General features: G+C 69.6%; 26 protein-coding genes. 14 read left to right on the top strand and 12 right to left on the bottom strand.

The window, feature by feature from the left end; translation table 11 throughout:
* Together ABD298_RS12565 and ABD298_RS12560 are read right to left on the bottom strand one after the other, a co-directional pair.
* Entirely contained in the window at positions 1–669 is a 669-nt protein-coding gene (locus ABD298_RS12565) for a DUF2291 family protein (protein WP_344300055.1), read from the bottom strand.
* Entirely contained in the window at positions 666–1,700 is a 1,035-nt protein-coding gene (locus ABD298_RS12560; protein ID WP_344300054.1) for a zinc-dependent alcohol dehydrogenase family protein, read from the bottom strand. Before ABD298_RS12560 ends, ABD298_RS12565 begins: the two co-directional genes overlap by 4 nt.
* A gap of 330 nt (positions 1,701–2,030) precedes the next feature.
* Between ABD298_RS12560 and ABD298_RS12555 the strand changes: the two genes are divergently transcribed.
* The 3 genes from ABD298_RS12555 to ABD298_RS12545 all read left to right on the top strand — a co-directional run bounded on the left by ABD298_RS12555 (position 2,031) and on the right by ABD298_RS12545 (position 3,746).
* Positions 2,031–2,930 carry a ribokinase gene (locus ABD298_RS12555; protein ID WP_344300053.1) on the top strand — a complete coding sequence of 300 codons (900 nt, stop codon included), beginning with the start codon at positions 2,031–2,033 and terminating at the stop codon, positions 2,928–2,930.
* Complete coding sequence (gene rbsD, locus ABD298_RS12550) at positions 2,927–3,310, top strand: D-ribose pyranase (protein ID WP_344300052.1); 384 nt, start codon at positions 2,927–2,929, stop codon at positions 3,308–3,310. The genes ABD298_RS12555 and rbsD overlap by 4 nt, the downstream gene beginning before the upstream one ends.
* Before the next feature lie 220 nt (positions 3,311–3,530).
* Entirely contained in the window at positions 3,531–3,746 is a 216-nt protein-coding gene (locus tag ABD298_RS12545) for a hypothetical protein (protein WP_344300051.1), read from the top strand.
* Here ABD298_RS12545 and ABD298_RS12540 read toward each other — a convergent pair.
* From ABD298_RS12540 to ABD298_RS12530, 3 genes are read right to left on the bottom strand one after another with little or no spacing between them, the layout of a single operon-like run.
* Positions 3,725–5,461 carry a cytochrome c biogenesis protein DipZ gene (locus ABD298_RS12540; protein WP_344300049.1) on the bottom strand — a complete coding sequence of 579 codons (1,737 nt, stop codon included), beginning with the start codon at positions 5,459–5,461 and terminating at the stop codon, positions 3,725–3,727. The two genes, ABD298_RS12545 and ABD298_RS12540, sit on opposite strands and share 22 nt — an antisense overlap.
* A 52-nt stretch (positions 5,462–5,513) precedes the next feature.
* Positions 5,514–6,095 carry a dihydrofolate reductase family protein gene (locus ABD298_RS12535; protein ID WP_344300048.1) on the bottom strand — a complete coding sequence of 194 codons (582 nt, stop codon included), beginning with the start codon at positions 6,093–6,095 and terminating at the stop codon, positions 5,514–5,516.
* Positions 6,096–6,153: 58 nt separating this feature from the next.
* Positions 6,154–7,092, bottom strand: a complete 939-nt coding sequence (locus ABD298_RS12530) for a 5'-3' exonuclease (protein ID WP_344300047.1) — start codon at positions 7,090–7,092, stop codon at positions 6,154–6,156.
* A 67-nt stretch (positions 7,093–7,159) separates the two neighbouring features.
* Between ABD298_RS12530 and ABD298_RS12525 the strand changes: the two genes are divergently transcribed.
* Both ABD298_RS12525 and ABD298_RS12520 read left to right on the top strand, forming a co-directional pair.
* Positions 7,160–7,657 (top strand): MarR family winged helix-turn-helix transcriptional regulator, encoded by a 498-nt coding sequence (locus tag ABD298_RS12525; RefSeq protein WP_344300046.1) that lies wholly within the window; start codon positions 7,160–7,162, stop codon positions 7,655–7,657.
* 105 nt (positions 7,658–7,762) lie between these two features.
* A complete protein-coding gene (locus ABD298_RS12520; RefSeq protein WP_344300045.1) occupies positions 7,763–9,181 on the top strand; it encodes an alpha/beta hydrolase family protein in 1,419 nt (472 codons plus the stop codon).
* Between the two features lie 21 nt (positions 9,182–9,202).
* Here the strand turns inward: ABD298_RS12520 and ABD298_RS12515 are convergent, their stop codons facing one another.
* The 3 genes from ABD298_RS12515 to ABD298_RS12505 all read right to left on the bottom strand — a co-directional run bounded on the left by ABD298_RS12515 (position 9,203) and on the right by ABD298_RS12505 (position 12,669).
* Positions 9,203–10,195 carry a C-terminal binding protein gene (locus ABD298_RS12515; protein WP_344300044.1) on the bottom strand — a complete coding sequence of 331 codons (993 nt, stop codon included), beginning with the start codon at positions 10,193–10,195 and terminating at the stop codon, positions 9,203–9,205.
* A 69-nt stretch (positions 10,196–10,264) separates the two neighbouring features.
* Positions 10,265–11,176, bottom strand: a complete 912-nt coding sequence (locus ABD298_RS12510) for a dihydrodipicolinate synthase family protein (RefSeq protein WP_344300042.1) — start codon at positions 11,174–11,176, stop codon at positions 10,265–10,267.
* Positions 11,173–12,669, bottom strand: a complete 1,497-nt coding sequence (locus ABD298_RS12505) for an MFS transporter (RefSeq protein WP_344300041.1) — start codon at positions 12,667–12,669, stop codon at positions 11,173–11,175. Before ABD298_RS12505 ends, ABD298_RS12510 begins: the two co-directional genes overlap by 4 nt.
* 235 nt (positions 12,670–12,904) lie before the next feature.
* Between ABD298_RS12505 and ABD298_RS12500 the strand changes: the two genes are divergently transcribed.
* Complete coding sequence (locus ABD298_RS12500; RefSeq protein WP_344300040.1) at positions 12,905–14,119, top strand: alpha-hydroxy acid oxidase; 1,215 nt, start codon at positions 12,905–12,907, stop codon at positions 14,117–14,119.
* A 43-nt stretch (positions 14,120–14,162) separates the two neighbouring features.
* On the opposite strand, the gene ABD298_RS12495 is transcribed toward ABD298_RS12500, so the two are convergent.
* Entirely contained in the window at positions 14,163–14,915 is a 753-nt protein-coding gene (locus ABD298_RS12495) for an IclR family transcriptional regulator (protein WP_208711079.1), read from the bottom strand.
* Between the two features lie 110 nt (positions 14,916–15,025).
* On the opposite strand from ABD298_RS12495, the gene ABD298_RS12490 reads away from it, so the two are divergent.
* Both ABD298_RS12490 and ABD298_RS12485 read left to right on the top strand, forming a co-directional pair.
* Complete coding sequence (locus tag ABD298_RS12490; protein WP_344300039.1) at positions 15,026–16,498, top strand: aldehyde dehydrogenase (NADP(+)); 1,473 nt, start codon at positions 15,026–15,028, stop codon at positions 16,496–16,498.
* Positions 16,495–17,712 carry a fumarylacetoacetate hydrolase family protein gene (locus ABD298_RS12485; protein ID WP_344300037.1) on the top strand — a complete coding sequence of 406 codons (1,218 nt, stop codon included), beginning with the start codon at positions 16,495–16,497 and terminating at the stop codon, positions 17,710–17,712. Before ABD298_RS12490 ends, ABD298_RS12485 begins: the two co-directional genes overlap by 4 nt.
* On the opposite strand, the gene ABD298_RS12480 is transcribed toward ABD298_RS12485, so the two are convergent.
* Both ABD298_RS12480 and ABD298_RS12475 read right to left on the bottom strand, forming a co-directional pair.
* The gene (locus ABD298_RS12480; protein WP_344300036.1) at positions 17,650–18,330 is read right to left on the bottom strand and encodes an HAD family hydrolase; all 681 of its coding nucleotides are present in this window, start codon (positions 18,328–18,330) and stop codon (positions 17,650–17,652) included. The genes ABD298_RS12485 and ABD298_RS12480 overlap by 63 nt on opposite strands.
* 3 nt (positions 18,331–18,333) lie before the next feature.
* Positions 18,334–18,570, bottom strand: a complete 237-nt coding sequence (locus ABD298_RS12475) for a hypothetical protein (RefSeq protein WP_208711082.1) — start codon at positions 18,568–18,570, stop codon at positions 18,334–18,336.
* A 111-nt stretch (positions 18,571–18,681) separates the two neighbouring features.
* On the opposite strand from ABD298_RS12475, the gene ABD298_RS12470 reads away from it, so the two are divergent.
* From ABD298_RS12470 to ABD298_RS12450, 5 genes are all read left to right on the top strand, one after another.
* Complete coding sequence (locus ABD298_RS12470) at positions 18,682–19,410, top strand: SDR family NAD(P)-dependent oxidoreductase (protein WP_344300035.1); 729 nt, start codon at positions 18,682–18,684, stop codon at positions 19,408–19,410.
* A 2-nt stretch (positions 19,411–19,412) separates the two neighbouring features.
* Positions 19,413–20,141 (top strand): DUF72 domain-containing protein, encoded by a 729-nt coding sequence (locus ABD298_RS12465; protein WP_344300034.1) that lies wholly within the window; start codon positions 19,413–19,415, stop codon positions 20,139–20,141.
* A gap of 76 nt (positions 20,142–20,217) precedes the next feature.
* Complete coding sequence (locus ABD298_RS12460) at positions 20,218–20,904, top strand: fasciclin domain-containing protein (protein ID WP_344300033.1); 687 nt, start codon at positions 20,218–20,220, stop codon at positions 20,902–20,904.
* A 113-nt stretch (positions 20,905–21,017) separates the two neighbouring features.
* Positions 21,018–21,623, top strand: coding sequence for an ECF RNA polymerase sigma factor SigK (sigK, locus tag ABD298_RS12455; RefSeq protein ID WP_425564402.1), 606 nt, complete (start codon positions 21,018–21,020; stop codon positions 21,621–21,623).
* On the top strand, positions 21,616–22,512 hold the full coding sequence (locus ABD298_RS12450; RefSeq protein WP_344300031.1) for an anti-sigma factor: 897 nt from the start codon (positions 21,616–21,618) through the stop codon (positions 22,510–22,512). The genes sigK and ABD298_RS12450 overlap by 8 nt, the downstream gene beginning before the upstream one ends.
* Before the next feature lie 49 nt (positions 22,513–22,561).
* Here ABD298_RS12450 and ABD298_RS12445 read toward each other — a convergent pair whose 3' ends face one another.
* Positions 22,562–24,541, bottom strand: a complete 1,980-nt coding sequence (locus ABD298_RS12445; RefSeq protein WP_425564401.1) for an APC family permease — start codon at positions 24,539–24,541, stop codon at positions 22,562–22,564.
* 176 nt (positions 24,542–24,717) lie between these two features.
* On the opposite strand from ABD298_RS12445, the gene ABD298_RS12440 reads away from it, so the two are divergent.
* Entirely contained in the window at positions 24,718–25,176 is a 459-nt protein-coding gene (locus ABD298_RS12440; RefSeq protein ID WP_344300029.1) for a DUF4383 domain-containing protein, read from the top strand.
* Positions 25,177–25,244 lie beyond the last annotated feature (68 nt).

The raw sequence follows: 25,244 nt of genomic DNA, 5'->3' as shown, positions 1-25,244 counted from the left end.
CTATTTCTCCACTGTGATGCGGGAGGGGGTGACGTTCCACAGTTGGGGGTTCACCAGCGTGAAGGCCCCTTGGACCTGGATTGTCTTTCCGGTGAGCGAGGCGGCGTCGACTTTGTTGAGCTCGGCCTTCAGCTGTTCGTTGATCGCCGCACCCGCGTCCTGGAACTGGATCTGGTTCTGGAAGTTGTTCAGCGTGATGTCCCCGGTCACGTCGCGCAGGTCGGTGCCGTTGATCGCCGGGCCCAGCTGCAGTCCCACCTTCGTACCGGGCGGCAGCCCTGCGACGGTGATCGGGGTGTAGCCTGCGGGCGGGATGGCGCCCACCACCCCGGTGAACTTCACAGGAACAACGTAGGTGACCCCGTCAGAGGATTTCCCGTACTGCTTTCCTGCCGCGGTCGGGTCCTTCTGGATGGCCGCGGCCAAGGTTGGGGCGTCCACGGCGTTCTTGTCGATGAAGTCCTGCTGTTTCGGGAACTGCTCCTTGCCGTAGTCGGCGGCGTTGAACGCCGCGGGGCCCTGCGCTGCTCCCGATCCGGCCGGGACGATCTTCGTGCTGAAGAACATCGCCAGCAGGAGCACGACCGCGAGCCCGATCCAGATCCAGCGCTTCGCGGCGGGGCCGATGCCCTTCCTGCTGGTCGCGACCCTTGTCGTTGCGGTGCTCATCCGATCAGCACCCGCGATTCCGTGTCGTTGGGGCGGATCTGGAGCTTGCGCCCCTCGCCCTTGCGGAACATCTCGAGCGCCTCGGAGTAGTCATCGAGGGTGAAGGAGTGGCTGATCATGGCCTTGGCGTTGATCGCGCCGGCCTCGAAGAGCTCGACAGCGCGCCCGAAGGAATTCAGCACGGCCATGGTCCCGACGATTGAGATCTCGTCGCGGTAGACGCGGAAGGGGGAGAACTGGGCGGTGCGGTCGGCCGGGGCGACGCCGAAGTCCTGGAAGAAGCCCGCGGGCTTCACCCGGGTCAGGGCGTCCTCGATTGCCCGGATGTTGCCCGTACAGTCGATCACCACATCCCATTTCTCGCGCTCGGCGTCATTCGGAGTGGTGTAGCGCAGCTCGATGCCGCATTCCTCCGCGGTTCTGAGCCGTTCCTCGTTCAGGTCCACGATCGTCACCGTTGCCGCGCCAGCCTTCTTCGCCAGCTGGGCCATCAGCAGCCCCATGGTGCCGGATCCGTAGACCAGGACATGGTCGCCCAGGCGACGCGGGAGGACATCCCAACCGCGTATGGCGCATGCCAGCGGCTCGATGAGCGCGGCCTCGTACAGGTCGGTCTCAGGCTTGAGCCTGTAGACGTTGCTCGCCGGCGCGGTGAAGAACTGCTGAGACGCACCGTCCGAGGCCACAACGCCGAGGCCGTTCCAGAAGCGGCAGAGGTTCTGGTGCCCGTTCAGGCAGAACTCGCACTCCCCGCACGTCGTGCTCGGGTTAACCGCCACGTGGTCGCCGACCTTGAAGTCGAACACCCCGTCGTTCACGCCCTCCCCGAGCGCGACGATGATGCCAGTGGCCTCGTGGCCTGGCACCAGGGGGAACACCGTCCCCTCGAACTCGCCGTCGAACACATGGGTGTCGGTCCCGCAGATCCCGACCGCGGCCGTCTCGATGAGGATCTCCTTGTACCCCGGCTCAGGCTTCGGGCGCTCCTCAAGCGCCAGATCGCCCTCCGCTGTGAACACAACTGCACGCATCATTGCTCCGTTTTCCGCCTCGTCGGCGCCCCACGGCCCGACGTCGGACTCCAGTACTTCGGCCCAACCTCACAAGGGCGCATCCGCGCCTCAGAGAACCCGGGGGCGAGCCTCATGTGATTTCTTTGTGATCTTGCTCGCAAGCTCGTGTTAGATACACCATAAGAACCGGGAGAAGTGAGTGTCAATACTTCGAACAGCGCAGTCGAACGATGTGACTTGTTATCTTGGAGAATGTTCGTGAGATAACTCTGCGGCGCGGGAAGGTCGGTGCAACGACGGATGAGCCTACGAACAGGGGTTGAACGCCCGACAAAGGCTCTGATCACCGTGGTCGGCTCGATCAACGCGGACATCGTGCTCGGGGTGCCCCAGCATCCGCTCCCCGGGCAGACCATTATTGCGAACTCCTTGGACGTTCACCCGGGCGGAAAGGGAGCCAATCAGGCCGTGGCCGCCGCACGCTTGGGGGCGCAGGTCGCCTTCGTCGGCGCGGTGGGTACCGACCCCTACGCGGACGCGACCGTCAGCGGCCTACGGGAGGCAGGAGTCGACATCGACGCCGTCGCCGTCGTCCCCGGACCGACCGGACAGGCCTTCGTGACGGTTGATGAACGCACGGGGGAGAACTCGATCGTCGTGTTCGCGGGCGCCAACGCAGCCGTCGACGAAGGGCTCATTCGAACCAGCCAGGACCTGCTCGACCGGTCGGACCTCGTCGTCCTCCAAGGGGAGATTCCGCCCGCCGCGTCGGCCGCCGCGGCCTTCTCGAGTTCCGCCCGCCTCGTACTGAACCTCGCCCCTGTCGTCCCCGTGGAGAGGCGACTCATCCAATGCGCTGACCCGCTCGTAGTCAACGAGCACGAAGGCCGACTCGTCCTCGAGCTTCTCGGCCATGGAGTGGACGAGCTACATACCGAGGAGAGCGTCGTCGAGGCGCTCCTGGCCGAGGGGATACGGGCCGTCGTCATCACTCTGGGGCCAGCCGGAGCCATCTTCTCAGACGGCCGTGCGTCCCGCCGGGTATCGGCTCCAGCCGTCGCGGCAGTAGACACCACAGGTGCCGGCGACGCTTTCGTGGGCGCCCTGAGCGCCCGCATCGCCGCCGGAGCCCCGCTGGAAGAGGCCGTCCGATTCGCCGTTCGGGTCGGCTCGTTCGCCGTGACCCGGCACGGTGCGCAGCCCTCATACCCAGGCCCCGGAGACGTCCTCCCCGAAGGAGCGCAATGAAGAAGCGCGGAATCCTCAACGGCCCGCTCAGCGGCGCGATCGCAACGCTTGGGCATGGCGACCTCGTGGTCGTGGCCGACTGCGGCCTGCCCCTTGCCCGCACGGGGCCGGTCGTCGACCTTGCAGTCGTCCCTGGCATGCCGCCCTTCACTGCCGTGCTCGACGCGCTCCTCGACGAACTCATCGTGGAATCGGCCCTGGCCGCCGAAGAATGCAAGGGAGGACCCGTCGAAGAGTGGATCCAACCCCGGCTGCCCTCGACGGACTACATCTCGCACGAGCAGCTCAAGTCTCTGACCGCCGCCGCCAAGATCCTCGTCCGCACCGGAGAGCAGACGCCTTACGCCAACGTCATACTCCGCTGCGGCGTTCCGTTCTGAACAGGCGCACATACACGCCACTAGCCGTCTGGGATCAGCGGCCCTCATCCGCGAGGGCCACGGCGCTGATCTCCTCCGCGATGCGCCTGCCGAGTGCCTCGGTGGTCCCCTGGCCTCCGAGTCGGGGGTCAGCACGTTGGGGCCGCCGCGGGCCAGGACGTCCTCGAAGCCCCGCTGCACGGCGGCGGCTGCCGCGCCCTCTCCGAGGTGGTCGAGCATCATGGAGGACTCCTCCCCCGTCGGCGGCCGACACCTGTACGTGCCCCTCGCCGAACCCATGGACGGCGCCGAGGTCCGCGAGCTCGTGGCCGCGCTGGCCCGCACGGCCCCCAGCATGGACGCGAGCCCGCACCAGAACTGGTCATGGGGGAGATCCTTCTCGCCCCGGATGCGGGCTGTCTACCCGGTGGGCCCTCACCCGAACGTGAGCGAGTAGAGTTCGACGCCGGCGCTCGCCTCGACCTCGAGAGTCCCCTCGCGCTGGGCCTCCCCGTCGAGGAGGACGTAGGAGCGGGGCGTGCCGCCGACGTCGAGCGTGCGCTCGCCGTCCGGCCCGCGGACCGTGAGCGTCCCCGTCCCCCCGACCACGGCCTGGACCTGGCGCGCGTGGAAGCTCAGCCGGACGCCTGAGGGGACAGGAGCGGCAGGCGACGCGGCGGCGCCCGGTGAGGCAACGGCGTCGTGCGCGTCCTGCAGCGCGACGATCCGCTGGGACTCGAGCTGCCAGCTGCCCGAAAGCGCGAACGAATCCGCGCGCTGCTGCCCCGGGTAGGTGAACCTGCCGGGGCCGGAGCGGTAGGGCTCCGGCCCGGAGTAGTTGTTCTGCTTGGCGACGCCGAGGAACGTCTCCGGCGTGGTGCTGCCCGCCGGCGGCGCGGCGGCGGTAGCGTCCTCGACCGGCGCGGGGAGGGCGACGCCGGGCCTGGCCTGGGCGAGGAGTTCGCGCACGAGCTTCTCCGTGTCCGCGTACCCGCCCTCACCTTGCTGGATGTGGCGCACGGTCCCGTTCGCGTCGATGAGGTACTGCGCGGGCCAGAAGCGATTCCGGTAGGCCGTCCACGTCGCGTAGGAGTTGTCCATGGCGACGGGGTAGGTGATGCCGTGCTGGCGGATGCCGTCCTCGACGTTGCGCTGCTCCCTCTCGAACGCGTACTCGGGGGTGTGGATGCCGATCACGGTCAGCCCCGCGTCCCGGTAGGCCTCCTGCAGGCGGACGATGTGCGGCAGGGACCGCTGGCAGTTGATGCACGAGTAGGCCCAGAAGTCGATGAGCACGACCCGGCCGCGGAGGCCCTCGAGGCTGAGCGGGGTGGAGTTGGGCCACGCGGTGAGCCCGCGCAGCTCGGGTGCGGGCCCGCAGTCCTGGAGCGCGGTCGAGCCCTGGGTGCAGGCGCCGAGGCCGCGGTTCTCGTCGGTGACGAGGCCCCCGAGGTCCAACGGCGTGCCTGCGGAGGGGCGGAGGCTGTCCTGGAGCGATGCCGTGTAGTCGGGGATGAGTCGCTGCAGCGCCGCCGGGACGTCGAGGATGAGGCCTGCGGCGAGGGCGAGCATCAGCGCGCCGGCGGTGATGCGGATGCCGCGCTGGCGCCTGCGGAAGGACTTCAGCCGTTCGGCGAGGCGGCGGCCGGCGAGGGCGAAGACGAGCAGCGGCACCGAGACGCCGACGGCGAACGCGAGCGTGAGCGCGGCGGTCTCCGGCCCGATGCGGCCGGTGGCGCCCGAGACGGTGATCGCGGCGAGCACCGGCCCCGCACACGGCACGAACACGGCGCCGAGCGCCAGGCCGAGGCCGAATCCGCCGCGCCGCGCGTCGACCTGGCGCTGCGGGATCCACGAGAAGGGCTTCTCGAGCCACTCCTCGACCCGCGGGACCATGAGCCCGACTCCTACCGCGGCCAGGATCACGATTCCGGCCCAGCGCAGCACGTCCTGCGGGAGCCCGAGCGCCGAGAGCGCGAGCGAGCCGAGCAGCGTCACCACGCTGAAGCTCAGCACGAGCCCCGCGATCACCTGGTACGGCCGCCACCGCGAAGCCTGCCGCGCGCTGTCGAGGCCGCCGGAGAAGAAGATCACCGGGAGGACTGGCAGGATGCACGGCGAGATGCCGGTGATGAGCCCGCCGAGGAAGCCGATCAGGATGTTCTCGCCCATGGCTCCAGTTCGGCGCGGTGTGGGCGGGCGGATTGGGGGCGCTGGCTCGGCGCTAGCTGCGGTCAGGCACGTAGCGGGCGATCAGCACTCCCGTGGCCGTGGGACGGGAGTCCGCGAGCCGCAGCGAGACGCGGGTTCCGGCATCGAACATCTGGTGCCCGCTGCCGAGCACGAGGGGGTGGATCATGAGCAGGTACTCGTCGATGATGCCCGCGGGCAGGAGCGACGCGATCAGGACGCCGCTGCCCATGATCACGAGGTTGCCCTCGGCGCCCCGCTTGAGCTCGGCGACGGCGGCGGGCACGTCCCCGCCGAGCAGCGTGGAGTTCGGCCAGTCCAGGTGCGCCGAGGGGTTCGCCGAGGCGACGTACTTCTGGGTCGAGTTGAGCGCGTCCTTGAACGGGCCGCCCTGGTCGTTCCAGGAGGAGAGCAGCTGCTCGTAGGTGCGGCGCCCGAAGAGGAAGGCGTGCGAGTGGCCCATGCGCTCTCCCATCGCCTCGGGGATCGACTCGTCGCTGCGGAGGACGGCCCAGCCCCCGTGCTCGAATCCGTCCCGCGTGTCCTCATCGGTCCTCCCCGGCGCCTGCATGACGCCGTCCAGCGTCACGTGGTTCATCACGATGACCTTTCCCATCTCTCCCTCTCCCTTCTGTGGGCGTTCTCTTCCGTGGCTTTCAGCGGTATCTGTCCGGTCAGCGGTACCGGTCGAGCGATGCGAGGAACCGCTTGACGGAGCCGCCGAGGTTCCAGTCGGTGGCCAGGCGCTCGAGCTCGAGGCGGGCATCGCCGTCGACCGCCCCGAGCTGCGCCCCGGCGTCAGCGGGCGCGGGCACGTCGAGGCCACGAGCCACGTTCACGACGTCGGGTGCCACCTTCAGGTAGTCCGCGGCCGCCCTCAGCTTGGTGCGTGCCGCTGCGGGCATGTCACTGTCCGGGTCGTCGGCGGCCTCGATGAGCCCCTCGAGCGTGCCGTAGCGTGCGAGCAGCGTCGCCGCTGACTTCTCGCCGATGCCCGCGACGCCGGGCAGTCCGTCCGAGGCGTCGCCGCGCAGCACCGCATAGTCCGCATACTGCTCGGGCAGGACCCGGTACTTGCCCACGACGACGGCATCGGTCACCACCTCGAGGTTCTTCATGCCTCGTGCGGTATAGATAACGCGGACGTCCCGGTCGTCGTCCACGACCTGGAAGAGGTCGCGGTCGCCGGTCACCACGTCCATCGGAAACTCGGCGCGGGCAGCGTAGGTGCCGATCACGTCGTCCGCCTCGTGCTCCGGCACACCCACGACGGCGATGCCCGCCACCGCGAGCACGTGGCGGATCAGCGGGACCTGCGCGACGAGGCCGGGCGGGACGGTCTCCACGTCCGGACCGCCGGGGACTTCCCGCTCGACCCTGTGCGCCTTGTACGAGGGGATGAGGTCGACCCGCCACCGGGGCCGCCAGTCGTCGTCCCAGCAGGCGATGAGGTGGGTGGCCTTGAAGTCCGCGGCGAGCCGGGCGATCATGTCCAGCAGCCCGCGCACCGCGTTGACGGGCGTGCCGTCGTCGCGCTTGATCGACTCGGGCACGCCGTGGAAGGCGCGGAAGTACAGCGAGGCGGTGTCCAGCAGCATCAGGCGGTCCGGCATAGCCCATCCTGACACGTGGGGCCCGCGGATAGGATGGGCTGGACCCGTCCCGAAAGCGAGCGCTCCCATGGCTTCCCCCACTCCCGCGGAGACCGGCGACGCGTCCGCAGGGCGAGGAGTGAACGAGCCCGCGGGTTCTGGACGGTTCGCCGGGATCGGCCTCGTGGCCGAGCCGGTCTTCCTCATGGCCCGCGCTGCATCCCTCGGCTCCGCGGATGCCAACCGCGCGCTCGCGGGCCTGGGGCTCAAGGTCCGCAGCTACTCGGCGCTCGCCGTGGTGTGCAGCGGCCGCAATCCCACTCAGCGCGAGCTCAGCGAGTTCCTCGTGATGCTCCCGAGCCGGGTCGTCGCGATCCTCGACGAGCTCGAGCGGCGCGGGCTGGTGCAGCGGACGGCCGATCCACGCGACCGGCGGTCGAACGTCATCGTTCCCACCGAGGCGGGTCGCGAGCTCTACGCCCGGGCGAAGGCCGCCGTCGACGCCGCCACGGAGGAATCGCTCGGCGACCTCACCCCCCAGGAGCGCCAGGAGCTCGCGCGGCTCCTGACCAAGGCTGCGTTCTAGCCGCGGACCCCGCCGGCGCCGTCTTCCCTGTGACCCTTGACACACCCTCCGTGAGCCATGAGGATCAGTTCACCAAGTGAACTATTCACAACCGGAGGTAATTTGATGGTCTCCCTTCCCCGGCTGCGCCAGCCCGTCCTCGTCTCGGCGGTGGCGCTGTGCGCCGCCTTCGCCACCGCCGCGGGTGCCGTCGCCCCGGCGTCCGCTGCCCCCGCCGCGAGCACCGTCGCCGACGCAACCCCCAACGCTGCGGCCGCCAGCACCGTGGCCACCGGCACCCTCCCGGACGGCGCCACGTGGCAGGCAGAGGTTCCGGCGAACTGGACCGGGGAGCTCGTGCTCTTCTCCCACGGCTTCCGGGGAGGGACCAGCAATCCTGCATGGGATGCCTCGTTCGCCCCCACCGCCCGGGAGCTCATCGCCCGGGGCTACGCGGTGGCGTCGTCGTCCTATGCGACGACGGGCTGGGCGCTCGGCTCGGCCGTGCAGGACCAGCTCGACACCCTCGCGGCGGTCCAGGGCCAGTTCGGCAAGGCGTCCCGGGTCATCGCCGTCGGCCGCTCCATGGGCGGGCTCATCACGAGCCTGCTCGCCGAGGTCCCCGGCGCCGGCATCGACGGGGCCGTGAGCACGTGCGGGCTGGTCGGCGGCGGCGTCGCGCTGAACAACTACCAGCTCGACGCCGCGTACGCTGCGGCCCAGCTCCTGCTGCCCGGCCAGGACGTCCAGCTGACCGGGTTCACCGCACCGGAGCAGTCCCAGAAGACCATCGCCGCGCTCAGGGCCGCACTCCAGACGGCGACCACGACCGCCGAGGGCAGGGCGCGCATCGCCCTCGTCGCCGCGCTGCTGAACACGCCCACCCAGCTCGACGGCGTCGACCCCCAGAACCGCGAGGCGCTCGCTGCCGCCCAGGCGCAGCTCGTCCTCGACACGCTGCCCACGGTGATCGAGCGCCGGTACACCATCGTCGACGCGGCCGGTGGGGACAGCGGGTGGAACGCGGGCGTGGACTACGCGGCCCTGGTCCGCGCGTCACCGCAGCGCGACCAGATCAGGTACATGTACGGGCTCGCCGGGGCCGACCTCACCGCGGACCTCGCGACGCTGACGCGGAACGCGGCCGTCACGCCGAGCCAGGACGGCCTCGCCTGGATGCTCAAGACCTCGACGCCCACCGGCAAGCTCCAGGTGCCGGTCCTGACCACCCACACCAACGTGGACCTCCTGGCCCCGGTGGAGTACCAGGAGGAGTACGCCGAGACCGTCCGCCGGGCCGGGAACGAGTCCCTGCTCCGCCAGGCGTTCGTCGACCGCACGGGCCACTGCAACTTCACCGTCGCCGAGAACATCGCCGCGATCAGTGCGATGGACCACCGCCTCGACACGGGCCACTGGGATTCGGTGGCCAAGACCTCGTCGCTGCAGGCCAGCGCCGAGTCCCTCGGCCTCGACGGCGCGGCCTTCATCGACCTCCGCCCGGGCGAGTTCGTCAATGACCGGGACTGGACGGAGGGCCGGTAGAAGGCGCACGACGGCGGCCCGTCACCTCACGGGGCGGGCCGCCAGCACGTCGGGGTTGAGGATGTTGCGCGGCGTCCTTCCCTGACAGACGTCGATCACGTTCTCCACGGTCCGGCGCTTGAGCTCCACGCTGGACTCCTCGGTGTACCACGCCGCGTGCGGCGTGAGGAGGACACGGTCGAGGCCAAGCAGCGGGCTCGTCAGGGGGAGGGGCTCCTCCTCGAAGACGTCCAGCCCCGCAGCCCCAATCCGTCCGTCACGGAGCGCCTCGACCAGCGCCGCTGTGTCGACGACGCCGCCGCGGCAGGTGTTCACGAGGGTCGCGCCGGGCTTGAACAGGCCGAGCGTTCCGGCGTTGATGAGGTGGTGCGTGTGCCGGTTCAGAGGGACGTGGAGGGAGACGACATCCGAGGTGGCGAGAAGCTCTTCGAAGGTCAGGACCGCGACTCCCTCGTCGGTCGTCGTGCCCGGCGTGCGGAGGGGATCGTAGCCCGCCACCGTATAGCCGAGGGCCTTGGCCTTCGCCGCGGTTGCGGCTCCGATCAGTCCCAGCCCGACCACCCCGAACCGCTGCGACGAGAACCGGTGCAGCGGTCCGACCGAGTGCAGCGCGTTGCGTCCCTCGCGCACGCCGCGGTCGAGATCGGGCAGGCCACGGCCGAGCGCAATCGCAAGTGCAATGGCATGGTCGCTGACGTCGTCGACTCCGTAGTCCGGGACATTGGAGACCGCGACGCCGTGGTCAGTGGCCGCCTCGACGTCGACAGTGTCGACGCCGACGCCGTACCGGCCGATGGCCTTGAGTCCGGGGAGGCCTTCGATGACGCGGCGGGTGATGGGCGCGTACTGGACGACGAGCCCGTCCATGCCCTCGGCCGCGCGCAGGACGTCGTCCTCGGTCCGGCACTGTGCCAGCGTCAGCTCGACGTCGTGCGCGTCGGCGATCCGCTGTTCGATCTCGGTCGACCCGAAGTCGCTGTCAGTGATGAGGATTCTGGTGCGTGTGCTCGTCATGGGTTCTCCTGGGGGCGGCGGTCGATGGTGCGGGTCGGGGCTGGCGGCACTGCGCCGCCAGCCCCATGGTCATGCCCAGCGAAGGATCAGGGGATCCTTGCGCTTGGCAATGTCGATCAGCTGGGCGCGGGTGTCGGGATGCAGCTCGCCGATCGGAGATCTGGTCGTGTCGCTTCCGATGATGTTGCCTTCCTTCAGCAGGACCTTGGTGGCGCGCAGTCCGCACTGGCGGTTCTCGAAGTGGATGAACGGAAGGAGGTCCTCCCACGCCGCCACTGCCCTGTCCCGCTCGCCCGCATGGAAGTCACGCACGATCTGCCCCAGCTGGTCCGGAACCATGCAGCTGCTCATGGTGCCGCGGGCGCCCGCCTCGAGGTCGGGGATCAGCGTGATCGCCTCCTCTCCGTCGAAGAGGCCCGGCAGGTCGGTTCCTGCCGTTGCGGCCAGCGACCGGAGCTTGTCGGCGGCCTGCGGCATCTCGACCTTCACGTAGTTCACCTGCGGGACCTCGCGGGCGATCCGGGCCAGTAGGCCCACGGAAAGGGCCGTCGGACTCATCGGAGCGTCCTGGATCATGATGTCGATGTCCACGCCGTCCGCCACGCGCTTGAAGTACTCCAGCACCGCGTCCTCGTCGACCTTCATGGTCGCACCGAAGAACGGCGGCATGAGCATGACCATCGCGGCGCCCAGCTCCTGGGCGCGGAGGCTCCGTTCCCTGGCGATGCGCGCGCTGAAGTTGCTGGTCGTGACACAGACCGGGAGGCGGCCTGCCGCGTGCTCGAGTGTTGTCCGGAGGACCTGCTCGCGTTCCTCGTCCGTCAGGGAGAACTGTTCGGAGTAGTTCGCGAGGATGCAGACGGCGTCGGACTGGCCGTCGACGAGGTAGTCGAGGACTCTGCGCTGGCCGTCGAGGTCCAAGGTCTCGTCGGCATTGAAGATGGTGGGTGCCACCGGCATCACCCCTGTGACGGCGCTCATGGCCTGGTCCCTTCGACAGTGGTGCTGAGAGCGCCGGCAGGGGCCTCGCTCTCGTAGTCCTCGGCGTCGATGTCGCGTCCGTGCGGGTCCCACTTGTTGACCAGGATGACCAGGATCGCGATGGCCGGCACGACGGCCAGGACCAGCAGCGCCTTCATCCCGAAGGCGGCAGTCGCCAGCGGCCAGAAGACCAGCCCCGCGATGGCCCCGAGGCGTACGCCGATCTGAGTGAAGCCCGTCCCCGCGCCGCGCAGGGAGGTCGGGTAGGACATCGTCGCCATCGTCATGCCCTGGGCGCCGGGGCCTGCGGCATGGCAGAAGATGAGAAGGCCCACCACGAGGGAGCCCACGATCGACCAGGCGCCCTCGACGTTGCTGAGGCTGCCCGCGATCACCATGCAGACGAACGTGCCGCTGAAGCCGAAGAGGGAGAGCTTGCGCGGGCCGATCCGGCCTGAGAGCCGTGCGCCCAGGAAGCCGCCGGTGACGCCGAAGCACACGTTGAGGATCAGCGAGGAGACGATGTTGGTCATGACATTCTGCGTGTGCAGGAGGGCGAGCACGATCTGCCCCACGAAGAAGCCGACAGCGTAGTACTCCATGGACTGGCCCATGTTGATGACGCCGGCCAACACGGTCCGGGCCCGGTACTTCGTGCTGACGAGCTTGCCCCACGCCTGGGTGAGCGTCATCTGGAAGTGCTTGCGTTCGGCCCTGGGGTCCACAGCGTCCGCCGCCACCTCGGCGTCGACGCCATAGGTCTTCCGCAGAATCTGGGCCGCCTCGTCGAGCCCGAGATTCTGCGCGGCCCACGACGGCGACTCCGCCATGTACTTCTGGCGGAACACCATGATGATGAGCGCAGGGACTGCGCCGAATCCGACCACGACCCGCCACATGTGGTTCTCCCCCCAGTTCATGCCCTGGAACAGGAAGTACACGGGGATGAGCAGTGCGAAGGTCGAGGCGACCGCGACGTACCACATGGGCTGCCAGAGGGAGACCGTCCCGCCCTTCTTGCGCTGGGAGGCGTACTCGGCCAGGAAGCTGAAGGCCACGGGGAAGTCGACGCCGATGCCGACTCCCATGATGAAGCGCGCGATGACCAGAGTCCACGCATCGGGTGCGAGGGCACAGGCAATGGCGGCGACGACGAAGAACACCATGTCTGCCATGAAGACCTTGAAGCGGCCGAGCCGGTCGACGAAGTAGCCGCCGACGACGGATCCGACAAGGGCTCCGATCATGATCGACGCGGAGACCAAGGCAAGCATCCCGGGGTCCAACGCAAAGTCCTTCGCGATGTAGGGGATGCCGAAGGCGAGCGACGTGAAGTCGTAGGCGTCAAGGAAGATGCCGCCGAGGGCGATCAGGGTGATCGCCAGGGACTTGCCCTTCTGCAGCTTGCCGCTGTTGACGAGTTCGGTGACGTCCTGAGCCGACCGGAGCACGACCCGAGGGGCAGCCTGCGGCGGGGGAGGAGTTGCGGACATTGAAGGTTCCTTCCGGGGACACACAGCTTTGTGCGTCCGATATTTCGAACATTGATCGAAGTAGCGACCAGACCCGTTGTCGGGTTAGGGTGATCGGGAACACTGGGAGTCTAGGTAGCCCGGGATCTAGAGGTCAAGAACGGCCCGTAACCCAACCCCTGCCAAAGAATCTCCCTTTCGTGGTCTCTTCGAAATACCGATGATCCGTCCGAAATATCGGACCAAGGAGAATGTCATGGACGACCGTCAATTGCCCAAGTGGTCCGAACTGCGCGAACTCCTGCAGTTCCGCCCACTGGACCTCGACCCCGTGCGGCGGAGGCTCGCCCGCTCCTTCACGATCTCGGATCTCCGGGACAGCGCCAGGAAGACGACGCCGAAGTCGGTCTTCAACTACACCGACGGGGCTGCGGAGGATGAAGTCACCTTGGCCCGGTGCCGCCAGGCCTACCGGGACGTGGAGTTCATCCCCTCGGTCCTGCGGGACGTGTCGGACCCGGATCCCAGCACCGAGCTCTTCGGCCGCAGGGTCGACTTCCCTCTCGTGCTTGCCCCCACCGGCTACAGCCGGATGATGCACAACGACGGCGAGAAAGGCGTTGCCCGTGTGGCGGCCCGGCACAACCTTCCCTACACGCTCTCGACGGTGGGCACTACGACGGTCGAGGACTTGGCCCAGGCAGTGCCAGAAGGCAACAACTGGTTCCAGCTCTACATTGCCAAGGACCGGAATAACACCGAGGGCCTGATCCGGCGCGTGCTCGACAGCGGCTACGAAGTGCTCATGGTGACGGTGGACACCCAGGTGGGCGGCGCGCGGGTCCGCGAACTGCGCGACGGGCTCACCATCCCCCCGTCGCTGTCCGCCAAGACGTTCGCGGACATGGCCCTCCACCCTTCCTGGTGGTTCGACAAGCTGACGACTCCGCCCATCGAGTTCGCCTCCCTGCGCGGCTTCGGCGGCACATCTGCCGACGTGGCCGACCAGATCTTCGACCCTGGACTGACCTTCGACGACATCGCGTGGCTCCGTGAGGTGTGGCCGCACCGGCTGCTGGTGAAGGGGATCCAGAACGTTGCGGACGCGGAACGCGTCGTCGGGCTCGGCTGCGACGGCGTCGTGCTCTCCAATCACGGCGGACGGCAGCTGGACCGGTCGCCCACAGTGCTGCGGATCCTGCCGGAGGTGCGCGAGAGGCTGGGAGACGGGCCGACCATCCTCATCGACAGCGGCGTCATGTCCGGAAGCGATGTGCTCGCCGCTGTGGGGCTCGGCGCCGATGCGGCGATGGTGGGGCGCGCGTACCTGTACGGCCTCATGGCGGGCGGGGAGCGCGGCGTCGAGCGCGCCGTGGAGATCCTGCGCGGCCAGTACGTGCGCTCGATGCAGCTCCTCGGGGTGAAGTCCACGGAGGGGGTGTCGCGGGATCATGTCGCGTTCGCGCGGTGACGAGCCCGGGAGCGGCGCGCACCGCGTCCTCCCCGAGATCACCTCAGCTGTAGCCGAGCTCCGAGCTGAAACGGGCCGCGCCGTCAACCGCGAGGCCGGCCCACTCCTCGGGGCTGCGGAGGTTCCACCGCATGTCGGGCACGGAGATGCTCAGGGCGGCGACCACCGAGCCCGTGTGGTCGCGCACTGGCGCCGCGACGCACGAGACATCCGCCGTCGACTCTCCGGACTCGAATCCGATCCCGGAGGCCCGGATCTCGTCGAGCTGGTTGGCGAGCACATGGGGCTCGGTGATGCTGTTCGGGGTGAGCCTGGACAGCCCCTTGCCCACGAGCCGCTTGCGCTCACTGTCCGGGAGGTGGGCCAGGAGCACCTTCCCGACCGCGGTGCAGGAAGCCGGCACCCGGCCTCCCATCCTCGAAACCATGCGCACCGAATGGGTGCTGTCCACCTTGCAGATGTAGACGAGGTCCGCGCCGTCGAGCATCCCGACGTGGACCGTCTCGTCGCATTCCTGCACGACGGACTCGGCCACGCGCAGTCCTACCGCGCGCAGGTCGAGGCGCTCAGCGAAGGCGTTGCCCAGCCGGAAGACGCTCAGGCCGAGATGGTAGGTCGCGCGCTCGTCCCGCCGGAGGTACCTGCGCTCGACGAGCGTCGTGAGCAGTTCGTGCACTGTCGTCCGGGGAAGGCCAGTGCGCTGCGCCACCTCGGGGGCAGTGAGGCCGTGCCTGGCCTCGAGGAAGAGCTCCAGGATATCCAGGCTCCGCACCACGGCAGGGGTCAAGCGTGCCACTCCAGCTCCTCCATAACAGCTTCAGGGTCGGCAGGCGCGGACACTGAGCACCTGTCCGAAATATCGTACATCGTTCGAACCAATCGACTTCCTTTGAGGAGGACTGCCCAATGACCACCTCGGTTCCCGAGACCCACGACCACATCCTCGCGGCCCACGCCGCCTATGAGCACAGCCGTGAGGTCGATCCCGCCACCCGCGCCGGATGGCTTGAGGCCATCGCCACCGGCCTGGAGGAAGCCGCGGCCGAACTCGTCCCAGTGGCCCACCGCGAAACCCACCTGGACGAGGGCCGGCTCGGCGGCGAGCTCAAGCGGTCCGTCTTCCAGCTCCGCCTCTTCGCCGGCGAGATCCCGGCCGGAGAGCACCTCGAAGCAACCATCGACCACGCCGATCCCGACTGGGGGATGGGCCCACGGCCCGACCTGCGCAGGATGAACGTCCCACTCGGAGTCGTCGGCGTCTTCGGTGCCTCCAACTTCCCCTTCGCCTTCAGCGTCATGGGCGGGGACAGTGCCTCCGCCCTGGCGGCGGGCTGCGGCGTGGTGCACAAGGCGCACGACGCCCATCTCGAGCTGGCTCTGCTGACCGGCGAGGTCGTGCGTGACGCCCTCGCGCGAGCGGGAGCGCCGGAGGGGCTCTTCTCCGTCGTGTCCGGCCGGGAGGCGGCCGAGGCCATCGTGGACCATCCCCTAGTCAAGGCCATCGGCTTCACGGGGTCGACGGCGGGCGGCCGGGCACTCTTCGACCGCGCCGCGCGGCGTCCCGTGCCGATCCCCTTCTTCGGCGAACTCGGCAGCATCAACCCCGTCTTCGTGACTGAGCAGGCCTGGGCTGCCCGCCGGGACAGCATCCTCGCCGGCTACGCCAAGTCCTTCACCCTCGGCATGGGGCAGTTCTGCACCAAGCCGGGCCTGCTGTTCGCGCCCCTCGAGGACGCAGAGGAGACAGCCGCGGCCCTCGCTGCAGAGCTGCGCGACGCGACCCGCGCCCCCCTCCTGAGCCCCAGACTGCGCGAGGGATTCGACCACGCGTTGAGCGAGGTCCAGTCCCATCCGGGCGTACGCGTGCTCATTGCCGGCGACGAGTCCGAGGCGCCCCGCCCCACTGTCCTGCTCACGGACGCCCGGACCGTGCAGGACAACCCTGACCTGCTCGAGCTGGAGATGTTCGGGCCCGCGACCCTCATGGTCCGCTATGACCCCGGCACCGACCTGTCCGGCCTCGCCGCCCTGCTCGACGGCCAGCTGACAGCCACCGTGCAGGGCGAGCCGTCCGAGGACGTGAGCGAACTGCTCGCGGTGCTGGGGGATCGGGCCGGCCGTCTGGTCTGGAACTCCTGGCCGACCGGGGTGAGCGTGACCTACGCGCAGCAGCACGGCGGACCCTACCCGGCGACCACGGCCTCCTCCACCACCTCCGTGGGCACCGCCGCGATACGCCGGTTCCTGCGGCCCGTCGCCTACGATTCGTTCCCCTCCGAACAGCTGCCCCCCGCCCTGCTGGACGAGAACCCGTGGGGGATCCGGCGCCGGGTCGACGGCGTCCACGAGGCGAGCACCGAGAAGGCGGGGATCCTGTGAACGCGCTGACGGATTCCGTGGTCCTTCCCTCTGACGGATCCCGCCCGCTGCTTGTCGGCCGGGTCTGGGATCCGGAGTCCGGCGGGCCCCGGGTGGTCTCGGTCAGAGGGGACGAGGTCTTCGACCACACCGACCGCATCCGGACGGTCTCCGCCCTCTTGGACCTGGACGATCCGGGGGAGTGGGTCAAGGCGGAGCAGTCCCTGCCCCGCTGGAGCCTCGCCAGCCTCGTCGAGGCCTCGCTCGCGGCCGACCCCGAGAGGCCCCGCCTGCTCGCGCCCATCGATCTCCAGGTGGTGAAGGCGTGCGGGGTCACGTTCGTGGACAGCATGGTGGAGCGGGTCATCGAGGAACGGTGCGGCGGGGACTTCCACAGGGCCGCCGCCGTGCGCAGCTCAGTCCTGGCCGCGCTCGGGGGCAGCATCGGTTCGGTGCAGCCCGGCTCTGAGGAGGCCCGCCGGGTGAAGGCGATCCTCTCCGAGCGCGGAATGTGGTCCCAGTACCTGGAAGTGGGGCTCGGGCCCGATCCCGAAGTGTTCACCAAGGCTCCCGTGCTGGCCAGCGTTGGTTTTGGCTCCCCCATCGGCATCCCCTCCTTCTCGGAATGGAACAACCCCGAGCCCGAGCTGGTTCTGCTCGTCGACTCGCACGGCAGAGCGCGGGGAGCGACCTTGGGCAACGACGTGAACCTCCGAGACGTGGAGGGGCGGAGCGCGCTCCTGCTCGGCATGGCCAAGGACAACAACGCATCGTGCGCCGTCGGACCCTTCATCCGCCTCTTCGGCGGCGACTTCACCCTGGAGACCCTGCGAGATGAGGAGATCACGCTGACGGTGGATGGGCAGGACGGCTTCCGACTCCGAGGGCAGAACAGCCTGAGTCGGATCAGCCGGCCCTTCGAGGACCTGATTTCCGCGGCCTTCGGCGACCACCACCAGTACCCGGACGGGTTTGCCCTGTTCACCGGCACGCTCTTCGCGCCCACCCATGACCGGGACGCGCCGGGCCAAGGGTTCACACATCACCTCGGGGACGTTGTCACGATCGCGAGCCCGCATCTCGGCTCGCTCGTCAACGTCACGGCGCGCGCCGAGGAACTGACCCCCTGGACCTTCGGCGTCCGGCGGCTCATGGAGTACCTGGCGTCGGGATCAGGCGGCGAGCCGCTTCCCGATCAGGCTCCCCTCGAAGCCGTCCAGAAGGTCTCGGGGTGAGTCGAAAACCTCTGCTGCGCCGGCATCGGTCAGCTCCGCGCCACTGTACCCGCCGGAGGCCACGCCGACGGTGGTGATGCCGAGAGCCGCGGCGGCCTGCACATCCCACACCGCATCCCCGACGAAGAGGACCTCGGACGCCTCAAGGCCTGCGGCCTTGAGGGCTGCCACGAGGATGTCCGGGGCGGGCTTGGACTCCTCGGCGTCGGCGGAGCTCGTGGCGGCGTCCACGACCTCGTCGGCGCCGAGGGCCGCCCGGAGCGCGCCCAGGTCCTGTTCCCGGGCCGAGGACGCGAGGACGACCTTCAGCCCCGCGTCGCGGGACCGGGACAGGAGGTCGCGCGCGCCGTCGAACGCCCTCAGGTGCGGCCAGAAGGTGGAGAACACCGCGGCGTGGGTGTCCATGACCTCCTGGTCCTGGGACTTGTCCCGTTCCGCGCCCAGCAGGCTGTCGACGAGCTTGTCCCCGCCCATGCCGATGCAGCGGTGGATCGCATTCATGCGCACGTCATGGTCGAAGCGGCGGAAGGCGTGCCACCACGCGAGCGTGTGGAAGTAGGTGGAATCCACGAGCGTCCCGTCGACATCGAACAGGACGCCCGTCAGAGGAGCCGGCACGGCCTACTTCACCCGGTCCGCGAGGCCCTCGACCCCGCTCGCCTGCGCGCAGTGGGCGCAGCAGTACATGCCTTGGCCCGATTCGACCCCGTGGCCGAGGATCCGGCACCCGCAGTGCCCGCACGTGGGGGCAAAGGCGTGGATGGCGCATTCGAAGCTGTCGAACGTCCCCGACCTGTCGCCCTGGGTGAGGGTGAACGTCTTGTCGTACTCGTTTCCGCACATGTCGCAGGCAGCCATGGCCACTCCTGAGGTCAGGCACCGGCCCCGGACGTCCGGCGCTCATGCCTACCTACCCGAGGGGCCCTGCCGCAAACGGTCCTGCCATCATGGGTGGGGGAGGTGAGGCACATGAGGATCTTGGTCACGGGGTCCGCCGACGGCCTGGGCAGGGCGGCGGCCGAGACGCTGCTCCGCGCGGGCCACGAGGTGGTCGTCCACGCGCGCAACGCCGACCGGCTCTCCGCTCTCGACGAGCTGATCCGCGCGGGTGCCGGCGCCGTCGTCGGCGATCTGGCACACCTCGGCGAGATGCGGGACGTCGCCGAGCAGGCGAACCGGCTGGGGCGCATGGACGCCGTCATCCACGACGCCGGCGTCTTGGGCAGCCGTGCCGTCCTGCCGGTCAACGTCGTCGCACCGTACCTGCTCACCGCGCTCATGCAGCGGCCGGACCGGCTCGTCTACCTGAGCAGCGGGATGCACTACAGCGGCCATGCCCGCCTCGGCGGCCTCGACTGGAGCGGCGGCCGTGCCACGGGCTCCTACTCGGACAGCAAGCTGCTCGTGACCACCCTGATGGCCGCGGTCGCCGCCCGCTGGCCGGACACCCTGAGCAACGCCGTGGATCCCGGGTGGGTGCCCACGCGGATGGGAGGGCGCGGAGCCCCCGACGACCTTCGCCTCGGGCACCTCACCCAGGAATGGCTCGCGACCAGCGAGGATCCCGACGCCCTCACGAGCGGCGGCTACTGGCACCACCAGCGGCGCCGCGAGCCGCACCCGTCCGTCCACGATGAGCACTTCCAGCGGGACCTGCTGGACGAACTCGCGCGCTTCACCGGCGTGGGGCTCACCTGAGCATGGGCTGGCACATCGGGACCTCGGGCTGGAGCTACGACCACTGGGAGCACGCCCTCTACCCACCGGGAACCCGCCCCTGGGACCGGCTCGGCCTCTACACCCGCACCTTCTCCACCGTCGAGCTCAACGCAAGCTTCTACCGCTGGCCGCGCACGACGGCGTTCGCCTCCTGGCGCCGTCGGCTCCCCGAGGGCTTCCTCCTCTCGGTCAAGGCCCCACGCGGCCTCACGCACGGCAAGCGGCTCTACGCCCCCGAGGCGTGGGCGGACCGCATCGCGGCCTCCTGGCACGAGCTGGGGCCCCGTCGCGCCGTCCTCCTCGTCCAGCTCTCCCCGCACCACGCGCGCGACGACGCCCGGCTGGACTGGTTCCTCGGCACCCTCCCGTGGTGGATCCGCGCGGCCGTCGAGTTCCGCCATCCGAGCTGGCACGACCCCGCAGTCTTCGACCTCCTGCGCCGCCACGGCGCGGCGTACTGCGTCATGAGCGGGGCCGGGCTCCCGTGCGTCCTCGAGGCCACGGCCCACCACGTCTACGTCCGGCTCCACGGCCCCGACCACCAGCACCTCTACGCCGGCTCCTACTCGGATGCGGACCTCGACTGGTGGGCCGGACGCATCCGCGAGTGGGATGCCCAAGGCCATGAGGTCTTCGCCTACTTCAACAACGACGGCGGCGGGAACGCCGTCCGCAACGCCCTGACCCTGCGGGGGATGCTGGGCGGCTGAAAGACGTCCAATCCGCTGTCGCGGCCGCTCCGAAGTACAGGTGCCAGCCACCACCCCGTGACCCAGGAGTGAAGCCATGAACATCATCAAGCGCACGTCCGTCGTCGTCGGCCTCGCGGCCCTCAGCACGTTCGGCCTCGCCGCGTGCGGCGGGACGACGACGGCGAGCAGCCCCTCGTCGTCGTCCGCCATGTCCAGCTCTTCCAGCTCCTCCAGCAGCATGGCGTCGAGCCCGTCCGCCTCGGCGATGTCGAAGTCCGACCCGGCCGCGAACCTCGTCGGCGCCGGGTGCGCGGACTACGCGAAGGCCAACCCGTCCGGCCCCGCATCGGTGCAGGGCATGAGCACGGACCCCGTCGCGGTCGCCGCCTCCAACAACCCGCTCCTGACCACGCTGACCGCGGCGGTCTCGGGCAAGCTCAACCCCAAGGTCAACCTCGTCGACACGCTCAACGGCGGCCAGTTCACCGTCTTCGCGCCGGTGGACAGCGCCTTCGCCAAGATCGACGCGGCCACGATCGAATCCCTCAAGACCGATGACGCGACGCTGAAGAAGATCCTCACCTACCACGTGGTGCCCGGCCAGATCGAGCCGGCCTCGATCGCGGGCGACCACGCCACGGTGGAGGGCCAGAGCGTGAAGGTCACCGGATCCGGGAACTCGCTCCAGGTCAACGGCGCCAACGTGATCTGCGGCGGCGTCAAGACGGCCAACGCCACGGTCTACCTCGTCGACACGGTCCTGCTGCCGCCGGCGAAGTAGCCCACAGCCCAGACACAAGAGCCCGACGGCGGGCCGGGTGCGAGGCGCTCGGCCCGCCGGCCGCTTTTGCCGCGGGCGCCGGGATCAGGACACCGAGACGAGGGGGAAGGCGCATGCCCGGACGTGAGACAGTGGTCTACATGCCGGACCACGACGGCGGGGCCGCTCCCGCACCGGACCTCGACGAGCTCATGGCCCGCGTCGCCCGCGGCGACCAGGCGGCCTTCGGAGACCTGTACGACGCCCTCGCGCCGCTCGTCCACGGTCTCGTGCTGCGCGTGGTCCGCGACCCGGCGCAGTCCGAGGAGGTCACCCAGGAGGTGTTCCTCGAGGTCTGGCAGCAGGCCAGGCGGTTCGACGCCGACCGGGGCCGCGCCCGGGCGTGGATCACGGTGATGGCGCACCGCCGCGCCGTCGACCGCGTCCGCGCCGCCCAGGCTGCCACCGACCGCGACCTGCGCCAGGGGATCCGCGAGTACCGCGAGAGCTACGACGATGTTGAGCACCGCGTCGAGGTGGCGCTCGAGAGCGAACGGGTGAACCGGGCCCTCGAGTCGCTCACCGAGGTGCAGAAGCAGGCCATACGGCTCGCGTACTACGGCGGCTACACCTACGGCGAAGTCGCCGACGCCCTGGGACTGCCCCTGGGCACCGTGAAGACCAGAATCCGCGACGGAATGATCCGCCTGAGAGACGTGTTGGGAGTGAGCCATGGATGACCAGCTGCACCTGCTGACGGGCGCCTATGCTCTCAACGCGCTCGACGACGACGAGCGCCGCCGCTTCGAGGGCACCCTCGCCTTCGGGGACCCGACGGCGGAGGAGGCGCGCGAGCTCGCCGAGACCGCCGCGCTGCTCGCCGCCGGCACGACCCCCGTCGCGCCCCCGCCGGACCTCAAGGCCCGGCTCATGGCGCAGATCGCCGTCACCCCCCAGCTCGACGTCCTCGACGAGGGGTCCCGTCCCGACGTTGTGGGGTCCCGTCCCGACGTTGTGGGGTCCCGTCCCGCTGCGCCAAGCCCGGCACCCGCGCGAGGTGACTCCCAGGAGGTGACCCCCAGAGGGGGAGGTGGGTCAACGGTCGCCGACCTCGGTGAGCGCCGCCGTCGTGCGTCACGGTTCCCCTCGAGCAGCAAATGGCTCGCTGCGGCGGCCGCCGTCCTGCTCGTCGCGGCCGGAGGCGCCGGGGTGTGGGGCCTGCAGGTCCAGAAGCAGCGCGACGACGCCTTCCGCCAGCTCGCGGTCGCGGCCAACGCCCCGAGCGCGGGGATGGGCCGGATCCTTGCCGCGCCCGACGCGAAGGTGCAGGAGGTCACCGTGCCCGGCGGCGGGACCATGCTCATCGTGCACTCGCAGACGCAGTCGGTGGGCGGCGTCATGACGGTGGGCATGCCCGCGACCCCGCCCGGCCACGTCTACGAGCTCTGGCTCGAGGACACCTCCGGCACCATGCAGCCCGCAGGCCTCATGCCCGGGGGCGGGGGCACCACGTGGAACGAGCTCACGGGAGGGATCGGATCGTCGACGGCGATCGGCGTCACCGTGGAACCGGCCGGCGGCTCGCCCGCGCCGACCACGCCGCCGATCCTGGTCAAGCAGTTCTCCTGAAAAGGTGCTGCGGCACGGTCGCGCTGGCTGGGACGGCCGGCCGGCGCGGTCAGCTGACGTGGATGCCGGGGCGGCGCTTCGGGTCCGGCTCGTGCTCGCGGATGATCTCCCGCACGACCGGCGGAGTGTCGCCCCGGCCCAGCAGCAGGTAGCGCATGAGGTGCGCCAGCGGGTTGCCCTCCGACCATTCGAAGTGCGCTTGGGGGAGCACACCCGTCGCATCGCGGAGCGCCAGGAGGATCGCGGCGATGGCGTTGGGCGCTGCAGGACTCTGGACGCGCAGCACCCTGAAGACCCCGACCTCGACGCCATGGACCTCGAGGGTGCCGCTGAACTTCGATGGGTCCGTGATGTCCACCTCAAGGAAGAGCACGTCCGCGGCCCCCGGGACCGGGTTGATCTCGCGCTGGGCCAGCTCCTTCTCGGCGTACTCCGCCTCGTCCCGGGCTTGGGGCCGGTTCGCGATGAGGTTGAGGCGCCCGTCGTACTCGAGCGACTCGACGATGAAGCGCCGCGCGGCCTCGTCGAACACGATCCGGTCCGCGCGCAGCTCTGTGGTGCGCGTGATGCGCGAGACGAGCGAGACGACGACGATGCCCGTGATGAACAGCGCGGAGATCGCGAGGCCGTCGGGCTTCTCGACGACGTTGTCCGCCAGCGCGTAGAGCAGGATCAGGCTCAGTACCGAGAACGCCACGGAGGCGCCCCGCTGCCGGCGGCGGATGGCCGAAATGGTCACTGCGACGGCGCCGGAGACCATCATGGCCAGGACCCCCGTCGCGTAGGCACCTGCCTGGGCGTTCACGTCTGCCCGGAACCCGAGGGTGATGAGGATGCTGATGCCCGTGTAGACGAGCACCACCGGCCTGATGTGCCGGGACCACTCGGGGGCCATGCCGTAGGAGGGAAGGTAGCGGGGCACGATGTTGATGAGGCCTGCCATGGCCGAGGCGCCGGCGAACCAGAGGATCAGCACGCTGCTGATGTCGTAGACGGATCCGAACACCCCGCCCAGCCGCTCGTGTGCCAGGTACGCGAGGGCACGGCCGTTGGCCTGCCCGCCGGGCTGGAACTCCTGGGCCGGGATGAGGAGGGTCGTGACGAAGCTGCTGCCGATCAGGTAGATGCTCATGACCACGGCCGCGGAGGTCAGCAGCTTGCGGGTGTTGCGGATGCGCGAGGCCATCTTCTCCTCGACCGTATCGCCTCTGGAGGCGACGAGCGGCATCATGCTCACCCCGGTTTCAAAGCCGGAGAGCCCAAGGACCAGGAGCGGGAAGGCCAGGATGGCGGGACCCACGATCCCGGACAGCCCGCCACCTCCGTTCAGGGCACCCCACCAGTCCGAGACGGTGGCCGGATGGGCGAGCAGGTCCGCGAAGCCCACGCCGATGATCACGGCGTTGAGGCCGAGGAACGCGGCGACGAGGGGGATGGCCACGGCCACGGCCTCGGAGAAGCCGAGCAGGAACACGCCGCCCAGGATCAGCAGGAGGACGACCGTGATCAGCACGGCCTTCCCGTCCAGGAGGGCATGCGGCAGGAGGGGGTTCTCGATCAGGTGCACCGAGGCATCTGCGGCCGAGAGCGTGATCGTGATGATCCAGGACGTCGCCACGAAGCCCAGGAGCACGAGGACGAACACCTTCCCGCGCCAGAAGGGCAGCAGGTCCTCGAGCATGGCCACCGACCCCTGGCCGTGCGGGCTCTCCTTCGCTACCCGGCGGTACATGGGCAGCATCCCCAGAAGGGTCAGCGCCACGATGAGCAGGGTCGCCAGGGGGGAGAGGGCGCCTGCCGCCAAGGCTGCGATGCCTGGGAGGTACGAGAGGGTCGAGAAGTAGTCGACCCCGGTCAGGCACATGACCTTCCACCAGCTCTGCTGCCCGTGGTCCTCGGGGACCTCGGGGCCCACGGGCTGATGGACCCTTTTCTCCAGCAGCCAACGTGTCAGGCCGCTCTGCGGCTTGGCGGGCTGGGCCGGGCCCGGCACACTTTCCGGCAGAGAATACCGAGGAGGTGCACTCATCGTCGTGTCTCCTTTGCGCGTGCGTCTCCCGCGCTCACTACCCCGGAACACGGGCCGGTACGCGAACCGCGGTCTGGGCCGCCCCAATCCGCCTCTGCGCCGGCTCCGAAGTGAGGGTGCGGGCCACCGCACCGGCGCTTCGAGTCAGGGCGTCGGCCGACTCGATAGGAGCCACCATGTCCACGTCAGTCCTCTCGAACCGCCGAACCGCCGTCCAGATCGCCGCGACCGCGGTGGGCGCCGTGTTCCTCCTCGTCGGAGTGCTCGGATTCATCCCCGGCATCACCGCTGGCCCGGGGATCGGCCTCGCCGGCCATCATTCCGAGGCATTCCTCCTGGGCCTGTTCCAAGTCTCCGTGCTCCACAACGTCGTGCACCTGCTGTTCGGCGTCGCGGGGCTCGCGCTGGGCCGCTCCGTGGCCGGCGCCAAGGGCTACCTCGCGTGGGGCGGCGCGGTGTACCTCGTCCTGTTCGTGTACGGGCTCGTGTTCGGAGGCGAGACCGCCGCGAACTTCGTGCCCCTCAACGCCGCGGACAACATCCTCCACCTCGTGCTCGGCATGGGCATGCTGGGCCTGGGCGTGGTCCTCGGTCACACCGCTGCCGTCCGCCCGGTGCATGTCACCCACCGCTGACGCACTCCGGGGCCGGGTTCTCGTTCCTCGCCCGCCCCGAGCACTCGCGGCACCTACGACGGCGGCCG

Origin of the sequence: Sinomonas flava, from assembly GCF_039531875.1 — a bacterium.
In the GTDB taxonomy this organism is placed as follows: Bacteria; Actinomycetota; Actinomycetes; order Actinomycetales; family Micrococcaceae; genus Sinomonas; species Sinomonas flava.
This window is presented reverse-complemented; position numbering and strand designations above follow the sequence as displayed.

What these genes read in the sequence shown, in the direction of transcription:
- ABD298_RS12490 (WP_344300039.1), top strand. Translation starts at nt 15,026, where the DNA reads ATGACCACCTCGGTTCCCGAGACCCACGACCACATCCTCGCGGCCCAC.
- ABD298_RS12465 (WP_344300034.1), top strand. Translation starts at nt 19,413, where the DNA reads ATGGGCTGGCACATCGGGACCTCGGGCTGGAGCTACGACCACTGGGAG.
- ABD298_RS12520 (WP_344300045.1), top strand. Translation starts at nt 7,763, where the DNA reads ATGGTCTCCCTTCCCCGGCTGCGCCAGCCCGTCCTCGTCTCGGCGGTG.
- sigK (WP_425564402.1), top strand. Translation starts at nt 21,018, where the DNA reads ATGCCCGGACGTGAGACAGTGGTCTACATGCCGGACCACGACGGCGGG.
- ABD298_RS12510 (WP_344300042.1), bottom strand. Translation starts at nt 11,176, where the DNA reads ATGAGCGCCGTCACAGGGGTGATGCCGGTGGCACCCACCATCTTCAAT.
- ABD298_RS12530 (WP_344300047.1), bottom strand. Translation starts at nt 7,092, where the DNA reads ATGCCGGACCGCCTGATGCTGCTGGACACCGCCTCGCTGTACTTCCGC.
- ABD298_RS12560 (WP_344300054.1), bottom strand. Translation starts at nt 1,700, where the DNA reads ATGCGTGCAGTTGTGTTCACAGCGGAGGGCGATCTGGCGCTTGAGGAG.
- ABD298_RS12505 (WP_344300041.1), bottom strand. Translation starts at nt 12,669, where the DNA reads ATGTCCGCAACTCCTCCCCCGCCGCAGGCTGCCCCTCGGGTCGTGCTC.
- ABD298_RS12525 (WP_344300046.1), top strand. Translation starts at nt 7,160, where the DNA reads ATGGCTTCCCCCACTCCCGCGGAGACCGGCGACGCGTCCGCAGGGCGA.
- ABD298_RS12565 (WP_344300055.1), bottom strand. Translation starts at nt 669, where the DNA reads ATGAGCACCGCAACGACAAGGGTCGCGACCAGCAGGAAGGGCATCGGC.
- ABD298_RS12515 (WP_344300044.1), bottom strand. Translation starts at nt 10,195, where the DNA reads ATGACGAGCACACGCACCAGAATCCTCATCACTGACAGCGACTTCGGG.
- ABD298_RS12545 (WP_344300051.1), top strand. Translation starts at nt 3,531, where the DNA reads ATGGAGGACTCCTCCCCCGTCGGCGGCCGACACCTGTACGTGCCCCTC.
- ABD298_RS12475 (WP_208711082.1), bottom strand. Translation starts at nt 18,570, where the DNA reads ATGGCTGCCTGCGACATGTGCGGAAACGAGTACGACAAGACGTTCACC.
- ABD298_RS12470 (WP_344300035.1), top strand. Translation starts at nt 18,682, where the DNA reads ATGAGGATCTTGGTCACGGGGTCCGCCGACGGCCTGGGCAGGGCGGCG.
- rbsD (WP_344300052.1), top strand. Translation starts at nt 2,927, where the DNA reads ATGAAGAAGCGCGGAATCCTCAACGGCCCGCTCAGCGGCGCGATCGCA.
- ABD298_RS12535 (WP_344300048.1), bottom strand. Translation starts at nt 6,095, where the DNA reads ATGGGAAAGGTCATCGTGATGAACCACGTGACGCTGGACGGCGTCATG.
- ABD298_RS12540 (WP_344300049.1), bottom strand. Translation starts at nt 5,461, where the DNA reads ATGGGCGAGAACATCCTGATCGGCTTCCTCGGCGGGCTCATCACCGGC.
- ABD298_RS12445 (WP_425564401.1), bottom strand. Translation starts at nt 24,541, where the DNA reads ATGAGTGCACCTCCTCGGTATTCTCTGCCGGAAAGTGTGCCGGGCCCG.
- ABD298_RS12450 (WP_344300031.1), top strand. Translation starts at nt 21,616, where the DNA reads ATGGATGACCAGCTGCACCTGCTGACGGGCGCCTATGCTCTCAACGCG.
- ABD298_RS12460 (WP_344300033.1), top strand. Translation starts at nt 20,218, where the DNA reads ATGAACATCATCAAGCGCACGTCCGTCGTCGTCGGCCTCGCGGCCCTC.
- ABD298_RS12440 (WP_344300029.1), top strand. Translation starts at nt 24,718, where the DNA reads ATGTCCACGTCAGTCCTCTCGAACCGCCGAACCGCCGTCCAGATCGCC.
- ABD298_RS12500 (WP_344300040.1), top strand. Translation starts at nt 12,905, where the DNA reads ATGGACGACCGTCAATTGCCCAAGTGGTCCGAACTGCGCGAACTCCTG.